A 19,173-nucleotide genomic window follows, 5' to 3' on the forward strand; every position below is an offset into this window, starting at 1 on the left:
ATGTGGTCTACACTGGCCGACCGATGGGGATTCACGCGTGATCGAGCACATCGACCGGGACAAGCGCATCGTCCTGATCACGGGCAAGGGCGGCGTCGGCAAGACGACGGTGGCGGCCTCCATCGTGCGCGCGCTGGCGGCCGGTCGCCGGGTGCTGGGCTGCGAGATCGGCGATCCCGAGGGCGGCCCCACCGCCCTCGGCCGCCTCTTCGGCAAGAGCGTGCTGACCCCGACGCCCGAGCCGGTCGCCGAGAACCTCTCCCTCTGCCACCTCTGGGCGCCCCTGGGGCACGAGCTCTTCCTGCGCTCGATCCTCCCCTCGAAGCGCCTGATCCGGGCGACCCTGCGCTCCAAGGCGCTGCGGCGCTTCCTCATCGCGGCCCCCTCCTTCCACGAGATGGGCATCTACTACCACCTGCTGACCCTCCTCGAAGCCCGCCGGCCCGACGGCAAGCCGGTCCACGACACCATCGTGATCGACATGCCGGCCACCGGCCACGCCCTCGCGCTGACCGGGCTGGTGGACATGCTGCTGCGGATCATCCCCAAGGGGCCGGTGAACAAGGCCCTGCGGCGGGGCGAGGAGATCATCCGCGATCCCTGGCTCTCCACCACCCTGGTGGTGGCGCTGCCCGAGCGGCTGCCCGTCAGCGAGTCCATCGAGCTGGTCCACGGCCTGCGCGCCACCCGCACCCCGGTGGGCGGCGTGGTGCTCAACCGGATGCCGGAGGACCCCCTCACGCCCGAGGAGCGGGCGGCGATCACCCCGATCCTCCAGAACGGCCTGGCCCGCCCGATGCTGGGCACCCGCCGCCTCCTCCAGATCGAGGAGAGCCAGGCGGCGACGAGCCGGCTGGCAGAGGAGACCAACCTGCCCAGCACCGAGCTCCCGGAGCTCAAGGGCACCGCCTCCGAGATCCTCGAGGGGCTCACCACGCTCTGGCTGGCCCGCGGGGTGATCGCGTGACCACGATCGCCGAGCTGATCCAGGAGAAGAAGGTGGTCGTCTGCTGCGGTGCCGGCGGGGTGGGCAAGACCACCGTCTCGGCCTCGCTCGCCCTGGCGGCCGCCCGTCAGGGGCGCCGGGTCCTGGTCGTGACCATCGACCCCTCCAAGCGGCTGGCCGAGACCCTCGGGGTGAGCCGCAACCCCCCCGAGCCGGTGCCGGTCTCCCCCGAGGCCCTGCGCGAGGCCGGGGTGGAGCCCCCGGGCCAGATGCACGCCTGGATGCTCGACCCCAGCCTGGTCACCGAGCGGGTGGTCCGGCGCTTCGCCCCGGACGACGCGACCGCCGAGGAGCTGCTGCGCAACCGGATGTACCGGAACATCAGCGGCATCGTCGCCGGGATGCAGGAGTACACCGCCGTCGAGGCCCTCTACGGCTTCGTGAAGGACGACCGCTTCGACCTGATCATCCTCGACACCCCGCCCTCCCGGAACGCCCTCCACTTCCTCGAGGCGCCGGTGCGCGCCCTGGGCTTCCTCGACGGCCGGATCTTCACCGTCTTCCTCCCGGGAGAGAAGAACCTCCTCCGCCGGGCCGCCGCCCGCCTGGCCGAGACGGTCCTCGACGCCGCCTTCGGCAAGGAGACCCGCGACGAGCTGCAGATCTTCCTCCAGGGCATCTCGGTGGTGCTCTCCCAGGTGAAGGGCGACGTGAAGGAGATGCAGTCCTTCTTCCGCACGGACGCCGTCTCCTTCCTCCTGGTGACCTCCCCCGCCCCCGAGGCGATCGCGGAGGCGCACTACTTCGAGGACAAGGTCTCGCGGGACCTCGACATGCGGGTGGGTGGCTACGTGCTCAACGGCTCCCTCGCCCACCTCTCCGGGCACGACTTCCCGGCCGCCGAGCTCCTCCCCGAGGGCGCCCCCGAGGCGGCCCACCGGGCCATCGAGAAGCTCAAGACCCTGGCCCGGGAGGACGCCGAGGCCGCCAAGGCCCACGAGGCCCTCCTGGCCGATCTGGCCTCCCGGGCCCGGGGGGGCATCGCCCGCGCCCTGCCCAGGCTCCCCGAGGCGGTCTCCGATCTGGGGGCCGTCACCCTCCTCGCCGATGCGCTGGTGATCTGAGGGGCGATCCGGCCTACCCTGGGGGAGAAGGGGTTCGCCGGGTGGACGAAGAGAGAACCAAGGAGCTGTCGCACCTTCGCGCGGAGGTCGGACGGCTGGAGCGCGCGCTGGCCGCGGTCCAGAGCCGGCCCGACTCCCTCGCGCTCGCCCAGCAGCTCGACGCCCTGGTCCGCCTCAACACCGAGGCGCCCTACCGGGGCCCGAGCCTGGCCGAGGCGGCCCGGGCCACCCTCGAGCTGGCCGCCACGACCCTGAGCGTCGACCGGGCGAGCTTCTGGCTCCTCGAGAACGGGCGCGATGTGCTCCGCTGCGTGGACCTCTTCGAGCAGGCCAGAGGCCTCCACTCCGCCGGCTCGGAGCTGCGGGCCCGGGACTTCCCCGCCTACTTCTCGGCGGTGCTCTCCGAGCGGGCGGTGGCCGCCCACGACGCCGAGACCGATCCTCGCACCTCCGAGTTCACCGAGGGCTACCTCCGACCGCTCGGGATCCGGTCCATGCTGGACGCCGCGATCCGGCAGCAGGGGGAGACCCTGGGCGTGATCTGCCTGGAGCAGACCGGCACGGCCCGCACGTGGAACCTGGACGAGGTGAGCTTCGCCGGCCAGATCGCCGACCACCTCTCGCGGGTCGTGGTCGAAGCAGAGCGACAGCGGGCGGTGGAGGAGCGGCTCGAGAGCGAGAAGAACTACCGCGAGATCTTCGACGCGACCAGCGACGCCCTCTTCCTCCACGACGACACGGGGCGCATCGTCGACGTGAACGAGCGCGTGTGCGCGATGTTCGGCTGCGATCGCGAGACCGCGCTCTCCCTGGACATCGAGGGCCTGAGCGAGGGCAACCCGCCCTACTCCGTGGCGGACGCGGTCGAGCGGGTGAAGGCGGCCCTGGTGGAGGGACCCCAGACCTTCGAGTGGCGGAGCCGGAGGGCTGACGGAACGCTCTTCTGGTCCGAGGTCTCCCTGAAGGCCAGCCTCATCGGCGGGGAGCGGCGGGTGATCGCCTCGGTGCGCGACATCAGCGCCCGCAAGGAGGCGCAGGCGGCCCGGCGCTCGCTCGAGGCCCAGCTGCAGCAGGCCACCAAGATGGAGGCGGTGGGCCGCCTCGCCGGCGGGATCGCCCACGACTTCAACAACCTCCTCACGGCCATCGGCTTCAGCATCGAGCTGGCCCGGATGGAGGCCGCCCGCGGCAACCCCATCGAACCACCCCTGGAGGAGGCGCTGAAGTCCACTCAGCGCGCGGCCGAGCTCACCCGGCAGCTCCTCGCCTTCTCCCGGCAGCAGGTCGTCGAACCCCGGGTGATCGAGCTGAACGCGCTGGTCCGTGACGTGGACAAGATGCTCGCCCGGTTGATCGGCGAGAACATCACCCTCTCCCTCACCCTGGCGGAGGGGGCCGGCAACGTGAAGGCCGATCCGGCCCAGCTCGAGCAGGTGCTGGTGAACCTCGCGGTGAACGCCCGGGACGCCATGCCCTCGGGCGGGAGGCTCGAGCTCCACACCGACCGGGTCACTCTCTCTCCCGCTCAGCGCGACCTCCACCCCGACCTGGCGCCCGGCCCCTTCCTGCGCCTGCGAGTGTCGGATACCGGCCACGGCATGAGCGAGGAGGTCCAGGCGCACATCTTCGAGCCCTTCTTCACCACCAAGCCCACCGGCGAGGGGACGGGCCTGGGCCTCTCGATGATCTTCGGCACGGTGCAGCAGGCCGGCGGCTTCATCGAGGTGAGCTCGGAGGTCGGCGTGGGGACGACCTTCGCGCTCTACTTCCCTCGCCTGGAGACGGCCGCGGGGGCGACCCGCGCCGCCACGAAGACCGGCACGATGCCCGGCGGCGACGAGACCATCCTCCTGCTGGAGGACGAGGAGCGCCTCGGAAAGATGGCGTGCACCCTCCTCGAGCGTCTGGGGTACACGATCCTGCACGCCGAGACGGGGGCCGGCGCCCTCGCGCTCATGGATCAGCGCGGGTCGGGCGTCGACCTCCTGCTCACCGACGTGGTGCTGCCCGACACCAACGGTCGGCAGGTGGCCGAGACGCTGACGGCGAGAGATCCGGCGATGAAGGTGATCTTCGTCTCGGGCTACACCGAGGACGTCGTCCTGCGGCACGGGGTCAGCGAGGAGCGCTTCCGCTTCCTCGCCAAGCCCTACTCGATGCGCACCCTGGCGGCCAAGGTGCGCGAGGTCCTCGACGAGGACTGATCCCCTAGCGGATCTGGAAGAGCTCGACGTCGAAGACGAGCATCCCGCCCGGCCGGCCGCCGCCCGGGTTCTCACCGTAGGCGAGGCCGGCGGGGATCCAGAAGCGGAACTTGTCGCCGACCTTCATCAGCTGCACGCCCTCGGTCCAGCCGGCGATCACGCCGTTGAGGGGGAAGCTGATGGTCTGGCCGCGGGCGACGGAGCTGTCGAACATCTGACCGTCGGTGGTCCAGCCGGTGTAGTGCACCTCGACGTTGCTGGTCGCGGTGGGGTGCCGGTCGCCGCTGCCCTGCTGGAGGACCTTGTAGGCGAGCCCGCTGGCGGTGGTGGTGGCGTCGGCCGGCGGGGCGGCGACGTCGGCGGGGGCCGGGATGGCGCTGGACATGGTGGTGCTTCCTTTCTCGGGAGCCTGGTTGGGGGTGGCGCACGAGGCAAAGAGGACGGCCCCGAGCAGGAGGACGAAGTGCTGCACGTGTCGCATGCCCTGGGTGTCTAGATCAGAAACTGCCGCGCAGGTAGCCCTTCAACCGCGGGCCGAAGGGGTGGCCCCCGAAGTTGGCGCCATCGGCGAGGTACTCGCCGGAGGTCTCCCGCATCTCGAGGCCCAGCACCGGGGTCAGCCCCACGAGGCCGGCCTCCCACTCGGTGCCGCCCAGCGGGAAGGCCCAGCCGGCCCGCCCGGAGAGCAGGGTGTTGGCCCCCAGCTCAGGGTGTAGGCCGGGCCCCGGATGACCTCGATCCGCTCGATGGTGTCGACGTCGAGGGGCAGGCCGAGCAGGAGCGGCAGCTGGAAGAGGGGATCGAGGACGTCCCGCCCGTCGACGAGCACCAGCACGTTCGAGCCGGCGATGTTCGAGCCGGAGCGGGTGCCGGTCGCCGCGATGGCGATGGTGTTGAGGAGCACGTCCATCCCCGGCACGACCCGCAGGACGTCGGCGATGTTGTCGAAGGGCGAGGCGAGGAGATCCTCTCGCGTCAGGACCGTGATCGCCGAGGGCGAGTCGTCGATCCGCTGGGCGCGGCGGGAGGCCGTGACGACCACGTCCTCCTGCACCAGCAGGGCGAACTCGTCGGCGATGTCGATGTCGTCGAAGTCGAACTCGGCCTCCAGCGCCGCCTCGTCGAGCCCGGGGAGCTCGGCCTCCTGGGCGCGCGCCGGCGCCGTCAGGCAGACCAGCGCCGCCAGCAGCACACCCCCCCTTCGAGTGTCCACGCTCACCTTCATCCTCCGACCCGGGCGCATCCTAGACCAGAGATCATGATTCCCGAACAGCCCCGGCGATGAAGAAGGCGCACGCCTTATCTCGGGGGGGGACCCGGGTGTAGAGTGCCCCCATGCGAAACCAGACGTGGTTGGGGACGGGCGCGCTTCTCGGCTTCCTCTCGCTCCTGCTGGCTCCGACGCTGGCCTCGGCCCAGGCCGCCGATCCGGCGGCGCCGGTCGAGGCCACGGCGCCCACGCCGCCTCCGCCCCCGCCTCCCGTCGAGGCGGCCGCGGCCGACGAGGAGGAGAAGGAGTCCGAGGCGAGCGAGGCGGATCCCACCGCGCCGGTCACCGCCGAGCCCGCGCCGCTGGCGGCGGAGACCCTGGAGGCGGCGGCGCCCGTCGCGCAGCCCGAGCTGCTCGCGCCGCCGGTGCAGCTCCCCCCCGCGGACGCCCAGCCCCTGGCCCCCGAGGCCCGCCGCTACCTGGACGAGATCCGCCCCTTCTTCGACGGCGCCAGCCTGGCGCAGAAGCAGGAGGTCCTCGAGCGCTTCGCCGGCGCCACCGATCCCGCCGTGGCCTCGGCCCTCGGCTATATCGCCGAGAACGACAACACCGCCTCGATCTCGGCGACCGCCACCCGCCTGCTGGGCACCCTCGATCACCCCGAGGCCTTCACCACCCTGGGGCGCCTGGCGCGGCTCTCGGAGCGGCACGAGGTCTGGCGGGCGGCCGTCGACGCGCTCGGAGAGCGGGGCAACCAGTCCGCCGGTGAGATCCTCTTCGAGCTGGCCGCCGACGAGGACCTGAAGCGCGCGAAGCGCCGGATGGCGATCGCGGTCCTGGAGGAGCACTACCCCGAGCTCGCCGCCCAGCGGGGCACCCCGCGGGTCGCCGGCTCGCGGCTGGTGCCCGCCCTCGGCGGCGCCTTCTTCGGCGGCTACACCCTCTACACGGTCGGGCAGTTCGCCCTCTCCGACGCCGGCCCGGTCATCGGCGCCCTCGGCGGCGGCGCCATCGGCCTGACCACCGGCTTCCTCCTGGGCGGCGCCCTCACCACCGACCGCTCCCTCCTCTACTCCTCGACCATGGGCTGGGGCGTGGGGCTGGGGCAGGTCTTCGTCGCCGCCTCCTCGCGCTTCCCGGACAAGCGCTACCAGCTCGCCATGGGGGTGGTCGGCGAGCTCATCGGCGGCGGCGCCGCCTACCTGATGGGAGACGCCCTCGACTACTCGGCGGGCCAGCTGATCTTCATCAACGTCAACGGCCTGGCGGGCGCCATGCTCGGGACGGGCCTCGGCTGGATCAACGACAGCCGCGAGTGGCGGGTGACGCCGGCCCTGACCCTCCTGGGCTCCCTGGCGGGGCTGGGGATCTCGGGCTTCGCCGCCAAGCACACCTCCCTGGACGCGGCGGACATCATGCTCTCGAGCTGGGCCGCCGCCGAGGGCGGCTGGGTCGGCGCCTGGATCCCCGAGTTCGCCCCCGACGCCGATCGCTGGGGCACCTTCTGGGTCGGCTCGACCCTCGGCCTCTTCGCCGGCGAGGCGATCGCCCACTTCGTCACCCTCGAGCCCAGCGACGTGGGCCAGATGGCCATGCTCTCGGTCTACGGCAAGAGCCTGGGCGCCGGCCTCGCCCTGATGGGCCAGGGCAGCGTCGAGGCCGTCACCGCCACCCAGCTGGCCGTGGGCGCCCTGGGCCTGGGCGCCGGCGCGCTGCTCAAGGGGCAGCTGCACTACACGGCCGGTGACGCCACCGCCATCCCGGTGGCCACGGGCCTGGGCCTCTGGCACGGCCTGGCCCTCGGCGGCTACCTCTTCGACCGGGACACCATCGAGGGCGATCAGTTCGCCGGCCTCGCCCTCACCGTGCCCTCGCTCTTCGGCCTCGGCGCGGTGGCCGCCACCCAGTACTCGGACCCCACCCCCTGGGAGGTGGCGATGGGCAGCATGGGCGCGGTCTGGGGCGCCTGGTTCGTCGCCTGGACCGCGGCCCTGGGCTCCTGGGACTTCGACGCCGCCCTCCTGGGCACCCTCGCCGGCTCCGATGTGGGCCTGCTGGTGACCGCCCTGCTGGTCTCGCCCCTGGTGGGCCTCGACCCGATGATCCTCGCCGGCAGCAGCGTCGGCGGAGTCGTGCTCACGGGCCTGGTCACCCTGGTGGCGGCGATGCTCACCGAGGATCCCAACGCCCTCATCGCCACCAACCTCGTGGCCAGCGGCGTCGGCCTGCTGGGCGGCGCGGTGATCACCTGGACCCTCGTCGACGGCGGCAAGGGCGGCGGCGACGGCGTGAGCGTGGCCTCGACCAAGGGCCAGGGCCTCGAGCTGCCGGCCTTCGTCCTCTCCTTCCAGCCGGCGATCAACAGCCGGGGCGAGGTGGACGGCGCCATGGTGGCGGTCACCTTCTGATCGCGTAGCCCGCGACGCAGCCCCCCTGACAGCGCTGCCCCGATCGAGGGGCGGCACCCCGAGGATCGGCCCACAGGAGCCGGTTCTCGACCTGGCCCGCGCCTTGCTCCATGCTCGGAGCATGAAGCGCCTCACCCTCCCCGCGGCCCTCGCCCTCCCCCTCCTCGCCCTCTCCCTGGCCTGCGGGATGGCCCCCGGCATCGACGATCCCGACGGCGGCGGCGGCAGCGACGGGGGCTCGAGCGGCGGGAACCCCGCCCCGCAGGCGCTGATCGCCGAGGCCCGGGCCACCGCCGACGCCGCGATGGAGGGCGCCGAGGCCGCCCGCACGGTGCTCGAGGTGCTCGGCCTCCTGCCGGTCTACGAGTGCGGCGAGCCCCGCCAGACCTTCGTCGGCCGCGTCGCCCCCGAGTTCGACGCCGAGGTCGCCTGCGCCACCGTGAGCCACGGCCCGGTGAGCGCCGACGCCGACGAGATCGTCATCGACTTCGGCACCGGCTGCACGCTGGAGGGGCACGAGCTCGCCGGGACGCTGGTCTTCACCTACAGCGGCGGTGAGAGCCGCATGGACCTCGCCCTCGACGTCTCGACCCTCACGGTGGACGGCGTGGGCCTCTCGGCCACGGGGGGCTACGGCACCTGCAGCGACGAGACCCGCTACTGGGCCCAGGTCAGCGGCCCGGTGCCCGGCCAGAGCGGCCGCAGCTTCACCCTCGACGCCACCGTCGCCTCCCGCAGCGGTCCGCCGGTCATCGGAGGCACCACCCTCCTCATCGACGGCACCGGCACCCTCGAGGGACCCGCGGGCACCGACAGCCTCACCGCCACCACCCTCGAGTACGAGCTGGGCGATCGCTTCCCCAAGTCGGGGACCCTCCTCGTGCAGACCGCCACCGGGCACACGGTGCGGGTCACCTTCACCCCGCTGCTCTGGAGCATCGGCGAGGCCGAGATCGTCATCGACGACCACGACCCCGTGACCATCCCGGTGCCGCGCTGATCAGTAGGCGCGGATGGGGATGTCGGTGAGGTTCAGCCCGAAGGTGTAGCAGCCGTTGGTGTCGCAGCACTCTCCGTCGCCGTCGGCGCGCACCAGGTAGTCGCCCGGGGTGAAGACGTGGATCGGGTAGTCTCCGGTCGATGTGTCGCCGTCACCGAAGTCCCAGGTGACGCCCCAGTAGTTGCAGCCGTTGGCGGTGTAGGCCTGCTGCAGCTCGGTGGAGTCGAAGTATACGCTCAGAGGTGCCGCCCCGCAGCCCGGCGTCGCGTAGGCGGTCGAGGGCCAGTCGGCGCAGGGGCCGGTCACGCCTCCGTCGTCGATGCCACCTCCGTCGCTCCCCCCACCGTCGAGGCCGCCGCCGTCCTCGCCGCCGGCGTCGCTGCCGCCCCCGTCGAAGCCCCCGGCGTCCCAGCCGGCGTCCCGGATCGTGCCGCCGTCCCCGCCGGAGCCGTCGTCGTCCTCCACCGGCCAGCAGGCTCCGGCGAGGGTGGTGAAGAGGACGAGGGCGAGGAGGGAGAGGAGGCGGCGCATGGTCCGCCCAGGATAGCAGATGCGGATCAGCGCCCCAGCTCGCCCTGCTCGAAGCGCAGGGCCGCGAGCACCGCGAGGCCCGCGGTCTCGGCCCGGAGGATCCGGCCGCCGAGGCTCACCGCCTCGAAGCCGGCCTCCTGCGCCGCCTCGACCTCGGCGGCCGTGAGGCCCCCCTCGGGGCCGACGAGCAGGGCGTGCCCGGGCGCGCCTCCGGCGGCGCGCACCGCCTCCCGCAGGCCCCGGCCCTCCTCCTCCTCCCAGGCGACCAGGCGCTGCAGATCCGCGGCGGGCGGCAGGGCGGCGAGCGCCTCGCGCAGGGAAGAGGGCGGGCGCAGCTCGGGGAGGTCCGCCCGGCCGCACTGCCGGCAGGCCTCCTCGGCGATCTTCCGCCAGCGCTCCAGCCGCTTCTCGGCCTTCTTCGGATCGAGCTGGACCACGCAGCGCTCGGTGCTCACCGGCCAGAGCGCGCTCAGGCCCAGCTCACAGGCCTTCTGGATCAGCCAGTCCATCTTCTCGCCCTTGAGCACCGGCTGGAGCAGGAGGAAGGGCGGCGGCAGGGGCAGGCCCGCGCGGCGCTCGCCGGGCTGGAGGTAGACCCGCTTTCCCTCCACCGCCACGAGGGCTGCCTCGCGGACGAAGCCGAGCCCGTCGAAGATCTCCACGGTGTCCCCCACCCCGAGGCGCAGCACGCGCACCAGGTAGCTCGCGGCCTCGGGCGGGAGCTCCAGGCGCTCGCCCTCCCCCGCGCTCTCGAGGAGGCCGGGGTCCAGGTGGAGGCGGTGGTGCTGGCTCAAGCGGGGACCTCCTCGAGGGCCCACGCCGTCACGTCCAGGAGCTGCTCGAGCTCCTCCCCGGAGATCGCCAGGGGCGGCATGAGGACGACCACGTCCCCGAGGGGCCGCACGATCACGCCGCGCTCGCGCATCTTCGCGCAGACCCGCACGCCCCGCCGGCGCAGGGGGTCGCTGCTCTCGAGCTCGATGCCCACCATGAAGCCCCGCTGCCGCACCTCGACCACGTCGGCGCGCGCGGCGAGGGCCTCGAGGCGCCGGGAGAGCTGCGCGATCTTCGGCTGCAGGCGCTCGAGGGTCCGCTCCTCCTCGAAGAGGCGCAGGCTGGCGATCGCCGCGGCGCAGGCCAGCGGGTTCCCGGTGTAGGTGTGGCCGTGGAAGAAGGTCCTCGCCTCCTCGGGCGCGCCGAGGAAGGCGTCGTGGATCGCCTCCGTGAAGAGGGTCGCGGCCAGGGGCAGGGTCCCGCCGGTGATGCCCTTGGCCAGGCAGAGCACGTCGGGGCGCACCCCCTCCTGCTCGCAGGCGAAGAGGGTGCCGGTGCGGCCGAAGCCGGTGGCCACCTCGTCGAGGACCAGCAGCACGTCGTGGGCATCGCAGAGCTCGCGCACCCGGCGAAGGAAGCCCGGGGGCTGCAAGATCATCCCGGCCGCCCCCTGCACCAGCGGCTCCATGACGAAGGCGGCCAGCTCGCCGCCGTGAGCCTCGAAGAAGGCGTCGAGGGCGCCGAGGTCCTGGGGATCGACCTTGAGCGACTCGAAGAGCAGCGCCCGGTAGGTGGCGTGGAAGAGGTCCATGCCGCCCAGGGAGACCGAGCCGATGGTGTCGCCGTGGTACGCGCCGGCCAGGGTGCCGAAGCGCGAGCGCTCCGGGGCGCCCCGCTGGCGCTGGTACTGGTAGGCCACCTTCAGGGCGACCTCGACGGCGGTGGAGCCGCTGTCGCTGTAGAAGACCCGCGTCAGCCCCTCGGGGGCCACCGCGATGAGCCTCGCGGCCAGCTCGATGGAGGGCACGCTGGCCAGGCCGAGGAGGGTCGTGTGGGCGACCCGCTCGAGCTGCTCCCGGATGGCCTCGTCGATGGCCGCCTTGCGGTGGCCGTGGACGTTCACCCAGAGGCTGCTCACGCCGTCGAGGTAGCGGCGGCCCTCGGTGTCGACGAGGTAGCTCCCCTCCGCCCGCTCGATGATCAGGGGCTCGCTGGCCATCCACTCCGCCATGGGAGTGAAGGGGTGCCAGACGTGCTTGCGGTCGAGGTCGGCGAGGCGCTGGCTCATTCCAGGTCCCGGGTGCCGGGCGGGAGGATCTCCTCCGGCGCCTTCGCGGGCGCGCTGACCGCCGGCCGGGCCGGCAGCTCGACGGGCTTGCCCCGGCGCTCGAGGCTGAGGGCCTGGCCGAGGACGCAGGCCCGGATCACCCGGGGGATGTCCTCCTCACCGCGCACCGGCGCACCCTCCACCGCCTTCAAGAGGTCGTTGGGCTCGAGGCGGCAGGCGATCCAGGGGCTGTAGGCCTGCACCCGCATCAGCATCAGCCCGACGGGCGCCTCGTCGCGGGTGTAGGGCACCAGCTGGGCGGCCGAGGAGAGGCGGGTGGCGATGGCCCGCTGCCGCTCGTCGCAGCCGGCCTCGCAGGCCTTCAGGGCCCAGGCCGCGCGGATCTCGTCGGTGGTCACCGTCTGCTGCTCGCGCAGCGCCGCTGCCCGGGCCCGGGCGGCGTCGGTGGGCGGCTCGGCGGGCACCACGGCGGCCGCGGGGGGCGGCGCCTCCTGCCCGGCCGCCGGGGGCGGCGCCTCCTCCTTCGAGGGGCAGCCAGCCAACACCAGCACGCAAACCAGCATCACTCTCTTCATGCCACCGACCTCCCGTCTCGAGACGTGTCCTCCAGGCAGCGGGGCAGGGCCCGCAGGAGCCGATCGACCTCCTCGATACCATGATCGGCCGAGAGGGCGATGCGCAGGCGGCTGCTCCCCTCGGGCACGGTGGGCGGCCGGATCGGGTGCACCCAGAGGCCCTCCTCGAGGAGGCGCCCGGCGACCCGCAGGGTGCGCTCGGGGCTACCGAGGATCAGGGGCAGGATGGGGGTGCGCTCCGGGCCGACCGCGAGCCCGAGGGCCGAGAGGCCGGCGCGCAGGTGATCGACCGCCGCGAAGAGCCGCGCCCGCCGCGCCTCCCCCTCGTCCTGCAGCACCGCCAGCGCCTCGAGGGCGGCGGCGGCCACCACCGGCGGCAGCGCGGTGGTGAAGACGAAGCTGCGGGCCGAGCCCAGCAGGTGCTCGCAGGCGGCCGCGCTGCCCGCCACGAAGGCGCCGAAGGTGCCCAGGGCCTTGCCCAGGGTGCCCATCCGCAGGGCGACCCTCGCCTCGAGGCCGGCCTCGGCGGCGAGCCCCGCCGGGCGGCCCGCCGGGCCGAGCACGCCGAGGGCGTGGGCCTCGTCGAGGAAGAGGGTCGCGCCGTGCTGCTCCGCCAGCGCCACGAGCCCGGAGAGGGGCGCCCGATCACCGTCCATGGAGAAGACGGCGTCGGTGACGATCAGCCGCCGGCCGCCCCCCGGCGCCCGGACCAGCAGCCGCTCGAGGGCCGCGAGGTCGCGGTGCGGGTAGACCTGCACCTCGGCCCGGGAGAGGCGGCAGCCGTCGATGAGGGAGGCGTGGTTCAGGGCGTCGGAGAAGATCCGATCCCCGCTGCCGGCGAGGGCCGGCAGGGCGCCGGTGTTGGCGTGGTAGCCCGAGGTGAAGAGGCGGGCGGCCTCGGTGCCCATCAGGCGGGCGAGGGCCGCCTCCAGGGCCTCGTGCACCGCCCGGTCGCCGGTGATCAGGCGGGAGGCGCCGGCGCCGAAGCCCCAGCGATCGAGGGCGGCGTGCGCCGCGGCGATGATCCGGGGGTGGTGGGAGAGGCCGAGGTAGTCGTTCGAGGAGAAGGAGAGCAGGCGCCGCCCCTCCACCTCCAGCCAGGGACCCTCCTGCCCCTCGACCGGCCGCAGACCCCGGCGCAGACCGGCGGCCTCGGCGGCGGCCAGGGCGGCCTTCAGGGCGGGCTCGAGGAGGGTGTCGTCCATCGCCGGCGAAAGTGGCCCCCCGCGGGCCGGAGGTCAACGCCACAGCTCGCGTGACCCGGCTCACAGGCACGACTTCGCTGTCAGCGTGTGAACTCCGGGTGACAGGGCCTCCTCGTGCAACACCGCGGCTTTACTGGAGATCGATCGGGTACGAGACTTGCTCTCCATCAGGGACGAACCCTTCGATGGATCCTTTCTGGGAGGAAGACATGATCCGCTCCACTCGTCGCTTCTCGACCCTGCCCGCCGCCTTCGGCGTGCTGGCCCTCGTCGCCATCTCCAACCTCGCCTGCGAGCAGGTCGACTCCGAGGACGTCCTGACCTCGGGCGTCTACGCCAACATCACCGCCGAGGCCGACGGTGACGGCAGCACCACGGTCTCCACCTCCCTGCGGGTGGGTGGCGCCCTCTCCAACACCTTCCTCGAGCTCGGCGCCGAGGAGTCGGTCACCGCCACCTCCGGGGGCGAGACCAAGACCCTGGCCCGGCGCAACGTGCTCGGCGCCATCTCCTACGTCGGCACCTTCACCGGTGACGAGACCGACAAGGCCTTCACCGTCGCCTGGAACCGGGGCGAGGGCTACGAGAGCGCCCCGAACACCACGCTCTCCCTGCCCGCCGGCTTCGAGATCACCGCGCCGGCCGCCGGCGCCACCTTCTCCCGCGCCAACGACGACATCGTCCTGACCTGGGACAGCTCGGGCACCACCGACGACATGCTCTGGGAGATCGTCACCTCGACCTGCGCCCGGGAGATGAAGTCCAACACCATCACCGGCGATCCGGGCACCCTGACCATCGCGGCCGGCACCCTCACGAACATCGACGGTCACGAGGGCGAGACCTGCGACACCACCCTGGTGCTCCTGCGCCGCCGCCTCGGCAACCTCGACCCGGCCTACGGCGAGGGCGGCTGGGTGGTCGGCCGCCACGTGCGGACGGTCACCTTCTCCTCGGCGCCCTGAGCAGCGTCGACCGGCGGCTACTTCGGCAGCTGCCAGTCGTAGACCCGCCAGCCGTGCTCCGCCTGCTTGAGGCGGATGGAGCCGGCGGCGGGTTCCTTGCCTCCGTCGATCGCCAGGCAGAGGACGAGCAGCCCCTCCCCGTCGAGGCGATCGACGACGCCGGAGCCGTCCTTCGCCTCGAACTTGCCCCCCGGGCAGAGGCCGATCCGCTTGCGGCCGCGCTGCAGCTTGCGCAGCTCGGTGAAGTAGTAGAGGGGCAGCGGGGTCACCTTCAGGGCGGCCGGGTGGACCATCTTCTCGAAGCCCTTCCGGTCGTTCTTCTCCACCGTCCGCAGGACCCGATCGACGACCCGGGTGGCGTCCCGGCGGGCCTGGTCCAGCTCGGTGGGGGGCGGGGCCGCCGCGGCCACGGGGACCGGCGCCGGGGCGCTCGCGGACGCCGCGCTGGCGGTGCTCGCGGCCGGCCGGTGCGCCGCCCGCATCTTGGCCACCAGCCCCCCCAGGACCTCGGGCAGGGTGGTGGCGATCTCCTCGATGCTCTTCAGGGTCCGGCTGACCCGGCCGATGACCTGGGCCTGCGCCGGGTCGATCGCCTTCAGGGTGAGGACGTAGAGGGTCCCCAGGCGTCCGACCTGCCCGGCGAGGACGAAGTCGGCGTCGAGGGCGCCGACCAGCTCGGCGAAGCAGCCGTCGGTCTCGCAGCCCATGAGCTGCTGCTGCGCCTCGAGGTCCATGATCCGGGCGACGTCGTCGGGGCCGAGCGCCTGGATGCCCTGGCCGTTCTGAAGCTCGGTCAGGACCAGCTCCGAGATGATGGCGGCGGTGCCGTCGTCGAGCTCCCCCTGGGTTGCGAAGTGGGGGACGACGACCTTGGGTCCGGCGCCGGCGGCGGCGACGAGGAGGAGGGTGGCGATCGTGTGCATGGCGGGTCGCGCCCCCGAGTCCGGCGAGAGCGCTGCGCGATCGTACCAGAGCCGGGCGCCGCGAGCAGGTTTCGAACCCGCCGCCGCCCTCAGAGCTCGATCGGCGTGACGAAGCCGGGCGGCTTGATCGCGAGCACCGAGCGGCTCGCCCTCGCCAGCACGTCCTCGGCGGTGTTGCCGCTGAAGTAGCCGGCGATCCCGGTGCGCGTGACCGTGCCCATCACGATGAGGTCCATCTCCTGCTCCCGGGCGAACGCGGGGATCGCCGTCCCCGGCCGCCCCTCGAGGAGGTGCCGGTGGAGGGGCACCCCCTCCGCCTCGAAGCCCTGCAGCGCCTTCTTGAAGACCTCGTCGTGATACTCGCGTTGCCTCCGGCGGGCGGAGTGGATCGTGGTGTCCGAGACCCCCCGCTCCGAGAGGAGGCCGCCGCCCGGGAAGTACCAGGCGTAGGCGACGTGCAGCTCGGCGCCGCTTCGCCGGGCCACCCGCCGGGCCGCACCGAGGATCTGCGCGTTCAGCGCCTGGTGGGCGGGGTCCTCGGCCGCGGCGTCGATCGCGGCCACCACCCGACGGATCCTCACCTCCTCCCCCGGGGCGAGGGTCAACACCGGACAGGGGCACTTGCGAAGGAGGTGGCGGGTGAAGGCGTCGGGTCCGCCAGGCTGGGAGGCGTCGACCGCGACCAGGACCAGGTCGTGGCGATCCCGGATGACCTGGCGGATGGTCTCCACCCAGGGCTCTCCGACCAGCACCCGGGTCTGCACCTCGATCCCGCTCGAGCGCAGGGGGCGGCTGATCCGATCGAGGAGCGCCTCGGCAGCGACCTGTGCCTCGGCGTCCAGGAGAGCGGCCTCCGGATCCCGGAGATCCTCCCCCTCCCGGGTGTGGAGGATCGTCAGGCGGGTCTTCGCGTCGTCCCTCGCGAGGCGCTCACTCAGATCGAGGACCGCCCGACCGGCCCCGTAGGAGGGGTTCACGACGAGCACGTCCGAGAACCAGTACTCGGGATCCCTCGGCTTCCACGTCCGCCCGTCCCGCTGGGCGATGGCCCCCTTGGCCAGCTGATCGTCGACCTCCTGGATCGCGCTGCTGCGCAGCAGGCTCCGCAGGCTCTCGGTCCCCGGCGCCGCGGCCCAGGTGTCGACGAAGGCGGGCTGCTCGAGGAGGCTGGCCAGCTTGGCGAGGATGCGGAGGTGCTCGCCGGGCAGCTCCTCCGGGCTCACCAGGAAGAAGATGGCGTGCACGACCTGGGTGACCTCCGCCGGCCCGGCGCCCTCCTCCACCTCGATCGTGATCCCGCCGCGCGCCCGCGCGACGATCAGCTCGTGCTGGCCGAGCCCGGGCGCCCGGAAGTGGGGCAAGGCGATGCCATCGGCCACGGGCACGAGCCCCGAGCGGACCCCGCGGACGAACTCGGCGGCGATGGCCTCCTCCCCCATCGGGATCCGGGGCCCCAGCAGGCGGGCGGCGCGAGAGGCCAGCACGGGGAAGCTCACCGACTCCTCCACCTCGAGGATCCGGGCCCGATCGATCGCCTCGAGGTAGTGGTTGCCGGCCTTCAGGCCGGTGTCCTTGAGGATCGACCAGATCTCCCGCTCCAGCCCCTCGGAGCGATCCCGCCCGAGGCGCTCGAACCAGTGGAGGATGGCGCCTCCCCGCTGGGAGCGACGCTTGCCGTAGGCGAAGTACCAGACGACGCCGAGGGTGAAGAGGGCCAGGGTGAAGAGCACGGCCAGGCGGCCCAGCTCCAGGATCAGCCCGATCGAGGAGAGGATGCCGAAGATCTGCAGCCAGGGGTAGAGCGGCGCCCGCACCTGCGGGTGGTAGGTGCGCAGCTGTGACTCGCGCATGACGATGACCGCCAGGTTCACGAGGGCGAACATCAGCAGCTGGAAGGCGCTGGCCAGCTTGGCCAGGCTGATCACGTCGAGGGTCAGGAGGGTGACGACGATGAAGCCGCCGGTGAAGAGGATCGCCAGGGTGGGCGTGCCGAAGCGGCCGACCTTCTGGAAGGGCTTCGGGATGAGGTTGTCCCGCCCCATCGCCAGCAGATAGCGAGAGGCCGAGAGGATGCCGGCGTTGGCCGTCGAGGCGAAGGCGGCGGCGGCCGCGACGAAGATGACGATCACCCCCACCCGGCCGGGCATCCAGCCGAAGACCGACTCCGCGGCGGTGGCGATGGGCGCCAGATCGGTCTTGAAGACCTCGGGATCGGCCACGAGCAGGAGGAGCAGCGCCCCCAGGGTGTAGACGGTCACCGCCGCCCCCAGGGAGAGGATCATGCCGCGGCGGATGTTCCGGTCGGGGTTCCGGATCTCCTCCGCGACGCCGGTGACCTTGGTCAGGCCGGCGTAGGAGACGAAGACCAGGCCGATGGTGGCCAGCACCCCCTCGAGGTCCGCCCCCGGGGCCGCCGCGAGCTCGCTCCCCAGCGTCTGCAGGCGCCCGACCCCCTCCAGGTGCACGACGCCCGCGACGAGGAAGGCGCCGAGGATGCCCAGCAGGGCGAAGACGAACCAGCGCTGGAGCCGCGCCGTCTCCTTCACTCCGAAGATGTTGATCAGCGTGAAGCCGACGGCCCCCGCGACGGCCACCATCGTCATGTCGATGTCGTAGAAGAGCAGGACGTAGGCGCCGAGCCCCACCAGGGCGAAGGCGTTCTTCAGCCCCATCGCCAGCCAGGTCCCGAGCCCGCCGACGGTCCCCACCAGCGGCCCCATGCTCCGCTCGAGGAAGTAGTAGGTGCCGCCCGAGCGCGGCATGGCGCTCGCCAGCTCCGCCTTGCTGAAGAGGGCCGGGATCACCAGCACCGCCGAGAGGGCGTAGGCCGCCACGAACCACTTCCCGGCCATGGCGAAGGCGATGCCCGGCAAGAGGAAGAAGCCCGAGCTGAACATCGCGCCGGTGGAGAGCGCGAAGACGTCGAGCAGCCCCAGCTGTCGGGTCAGCGCCCGGCTGCTGCCGGTGGCCGCCCCACCCCGGGCAGCCGCCACGGATCGTCCTCCACTGGTCCCCGGCGTCACATTCACACGGTAGAGAGCGACAATCGTTCGAGCAATTCGAATATAACTGTCAAATAGTTCGACTTTCTCGAATTCCGGAGATCGCCATGGAACACCTCAACTTCCACCATCTTCGCCTCTTCCGGGCGGTCGCCCACGAGGGGAACCTCACCCGGGCCAGCCGGAGCCTCCACCTCGCCCCCCAGACCGTCAGCGGCCAGATCCGGGAGCTGGAGGCCTCCCTGGGGGAGGCGCTCTTCCTCCGGGAGGGGCGCCGGCTGGTCCTCACCGAGGTGGGGAAGGTGGTTCGCAGCTACGCCGACGAGATCTTCGGGCTGGGCCGGGAGCTCCAGGAGACCCTGCGGGGTCAGCCCGCCGGCCGAGCCCTTCGCCTCAAGGTCGGGGTGGTGGATGTGTTGCCCAAGCTGGTCGCCTACCGGCTGCTGGAGCCGGCCTTCACCCTCGAGCATCCCGTGCACATCCTCTGCCGCGAGGGCCCCCCCGAGGCGCTGCTGGCCCAGCTCGCCACCCACGAGCTCGACATCGTCCTCCTCGACCGACCGATCCCGGACGCCGTGAACGTCCGGGCCCACAACCACCTCCTCGGCCGCTGCGGCGTCACCTTCCTGGCCCGCCCGGAGCGGGCCGAGCAGCTGCGCGCCGGCTTCCCCGGCTCCCTCGACGGCGAGCCGGTCCTCCTGCCCGCCGAGGGCTCCGCCCTGCGCAGCGAGCTCGACCGCTGGTTCGCGGATCACGGGCTGCAGCCCAGGGTTGCCGGTGAGTTCGAGGACAGCGCCCTGCTCAAGGTCTTCGGCCAGGCGGGCATGGGCTTCTACGCCGTGCCCTCGGTGGTCGAGGAGGAGGCCGTCCGCCAGTACGAGGTCGAGGCCCTCGGCAGCACCGACGAGATCACCGCCAGCTTCTACATGGTCTCCGTCGAGCGCCGGCTCCGGCACCCGGCCGTCGTCGCCATCGGCGCCACGGCCCGGGAGGAGCTCTTCTCGTGAGCCGGTCAGTA

17 protein-coding genes are annotated in these 19,173 nt (G+C 72.6%); 7 read left to right on the forward strand and 10 right to left on the reverse strand.

The window, feature by feature from the left end; all coding sequences use genetic code 11:
• Nucleotides 1-37 precede the first annotated feature (37 nt).
• The 3 genes from P1V51_17605 to P1V51_17615 are packed head-to-tail and all read left to right on the forward strand — an operon-like array spanning nt 38 to nt 4,274.
• The gene (locus tag P1V51_17605; protein MDF1564863.1) at nt 38-967 is read left to right on the forward strand and encodes an ArsA-related P-loop ATPase; all 930 of its coding nucleotides are present in this window, start codon (nt 38-40) and stop codon (nt 965-967) included.
• Nucleotides 964-2,070 carry an ArsA-related P-loop ATPase gene (locus tag P1V51_17610; GenBank protein MDF1564864.1) on the forward strand — a complete coding sequence of 369 codons (1,107 nt, stop codon included), beginning with the start codon at nt 964-966 and terminating at the stop codon, nt 2,068-2,070. The genes P1V51_17605 and P1V51_17610 overlap by 4 nt, the downstream gene beginning before the upstream one ends.
• A 41-nt stretch (nt 2,071-2,111) precedes the next feature.
• Nucleotides 2,112-4,274 (forward strand): PAS domain S-box protein, encoded by a 2,163-nt coding sequence (locus P1V51_17615; GenBank protein ID MDF1564865.1) that lies wholly within the window; start codon nt 2,112-2,114, stop codon nt 4,272-4,274.
• Nucleotides 4,275-4,278: 4 nt separating this feature from the next.
• On the opposite strand, the gene P1V51_17620 is transcribed toward P1V51_17615, so the two are convergent.
• From P1V51_17620 to P1V51_17630, 3 genes are read right to left on the reverse strand one after another with little or no spacing between them, the layout of a single operon-like run.
• Nucleotides 4,279-4,755, reverse strand: coding sequence for an FKBP-type peptidyl-prolyl cis-trans isomerase (locus tag P1V51_17620; GenBank protein MDF1564866.1), 477 nt, complete (start codon nt 4,753-4,755; stop codon nt 4,279-4,281).
• 16 nt (nt 4,756-4,771) lie between these two features.
• Nucleotides 4,772-4,900, reverse strand: coding sequence for a hypothetical protein (locus P1V51_17625; protein ID MDF1564867.1), 129 nt, complete (start codon nt 4,898-4,900; stop codon nt 4,772-4,774).
• Nucleotides 4,891-5,487: a TonB-dependent receptor plug domain-containing protein gene (locus P1V51_17630; GenBank protein ID MDF1564868.1), complete on the reverse strand. Its 597-nt coding sequence runs from the start codon at nt 5,485-5,487 to the stop codon at nt 4,891-4,893. The genes P1V51_17625 and P1V51_17630 overlap by 10 nt, the downstream gene beginning before the upstream one ends.
• 122 nt (nt 5,488-5,609) lie before the next feature.
• Here P1V51_17630 and P1V51_17635 point away from each other — a divergent pair, with 122 nt between their 5' ends.
• Together P1V51_17635 and P1V51_17640 are read left to right on the forward strand one after the other, a co-directional pair.
• Complete coding sequence (locus P1V51_17635; protein MDF1564869.1) at nt 5,610-7,892, forward strand: HEAT repeat domain-containing protein; 2,283 nt, start codon at nt 5,610-5,612, stop codon at nt 7,890-7,892.
• Between the two features lie 121 nt (nt 7,893-8,013).
• Entirely contained in the window at nt 8,014-8,892 is an 879-nt protein-coding gene (locus tag P1V51_17640) for a hypothetical protein (GenBank protein MDF1564870.1), read from the forward strand.
• Here the strand turns inward: P1V51_17640 and P1V51_17645 are convergent, their stop codons facing one another.
• From P1V51_17645 to bioF, 5 genes are read right to left on the reverse strand one after another with little or no spacing between them, the layout of a single operon-like run.
• Entirely contained in the window at nt 8,893-9,423 is a 531-nt protein-coding gene (locus P1V51_17645) for a hypothetical protein (GenBank protein ID MDF1564871.1), read from the reverse strand.
• Nucleotides 9,424-9,449: 26 nt separating this feature from the next.
• On the reverse strand, nt 9,450-10,217 hold the full coding sequence (locus P1V51_17650) for a 16S rRNA (uracil(1498)-N(3))-methyltransferase (GenBank protein ID MDF1564872.1): 768 nt from the start codon (nt 10,215-10,217) through the stop codon (nt 9,450-9,452).
• Entirely contained in the window at nt 10,214-11,485 is a 1,272-nt protein-coding gene (gene bioA, locus P1V51_17655) for an adenosylmethionine--8-amino-7-oxononanoate transaminase (GenBank protein MDF1564873.1), read from the reverse strand. Before bioA ends, P1V51_17650 begins: the two co-directional genes overlap by 4 nt.
• Complete coding sequence (locus tag P1V51_17660; protein MDF1564874.1) at nt 11,482-12,060, reverse strand: hypothetical protein; 579 nt, start codon at nt 12,058-12,060, stop codon at nt 11,482-11,484. The genes bioA and P1V51_17660 overlap by 4 nt, the downstream gene beginning before the upstream one ends.
• Complete coding sequence (bioF, locus tag P1V51_17665; GenBank protein ID MDF1564875.1) at nt 12,057-13,265, reverse strand: 8-amino-7-oxononanoate synthase; 1,209 nt, start codon at nt 13,263-13,265, stop codon at nt 12,057-12,059. Before bioF ends, P1V51_17660 begins: the two co-directional genes overlap by 4 nt.
• A 209-nt stretch (nt 13,266-13,474) precedes the next feature.
• Between bioF and P1V51_17670 the strand changes: the two genes are divergently transcribed.
• Nucleotides 13,475-14,230, forward strand: a complete 756-nt coding sequence (locus tag P1V51_17670) for a hypothetical protein (protein ID MDF1564876.1) — start codon at nt 13,475-13,477, stop codon at nt 14,228-14,230.
• Between the two features lie 17 nt (nt 14,231-14,247).
• Here the strand turns inward: P1V51_17670 and P1V51_17675 are convergent, their stop codons facing one another.
• The gene (locus P1V51_17675; protein MDF1564877.1) at nt 14,248-15,153 is read right to left on the reverse strand and encodes a hypothetical protein; all 906 of its coding nucleotides are present in this window, start codon (nt 15,151-15,153) and stop codon (nt 14,248-14,250) included.
• Nucleotides 15,154-15,242: 89 nt separating this feature from the next.
• Entirely contained in the window at nt 15,243-18,146 is a 2,904-nt protein-coding gene (locus P1V51_17680) for an amino acid permease (GenBank protein MDF1564878.1), read from the reverse strand.
• Nucleotides 18,147-18,262: 116 nt separating this feature from the next.
• On the opposite strand from P1V51_17680, the gene P1V51_17685 reads away from it, so the two are divergent.
• Nucleotides 18,263-19,162 carry a LysR family transcriptional regulator gene (locus tag P1V51_17685; GenBank protein ID MDF1564879.1) on the forward strand — a complete coding sequence of 300 codons (900 nt, stop codon included), beginning with the start codon at nt 18,263-18,265 and terminating at the stop codon, nt 19,160-19,162.
• Nucleotides 19,163-19,173 lie beyond the last annotated feature (11 nt).

The organism is Deltaproteobacteria bacterium (assembly GCA_029210625.1).
Classification (GTDB): domain Bacteria; phylum Myxococcota; class Myxococcia; order SLRQ01; family SLRQ01; genus JARGFU01.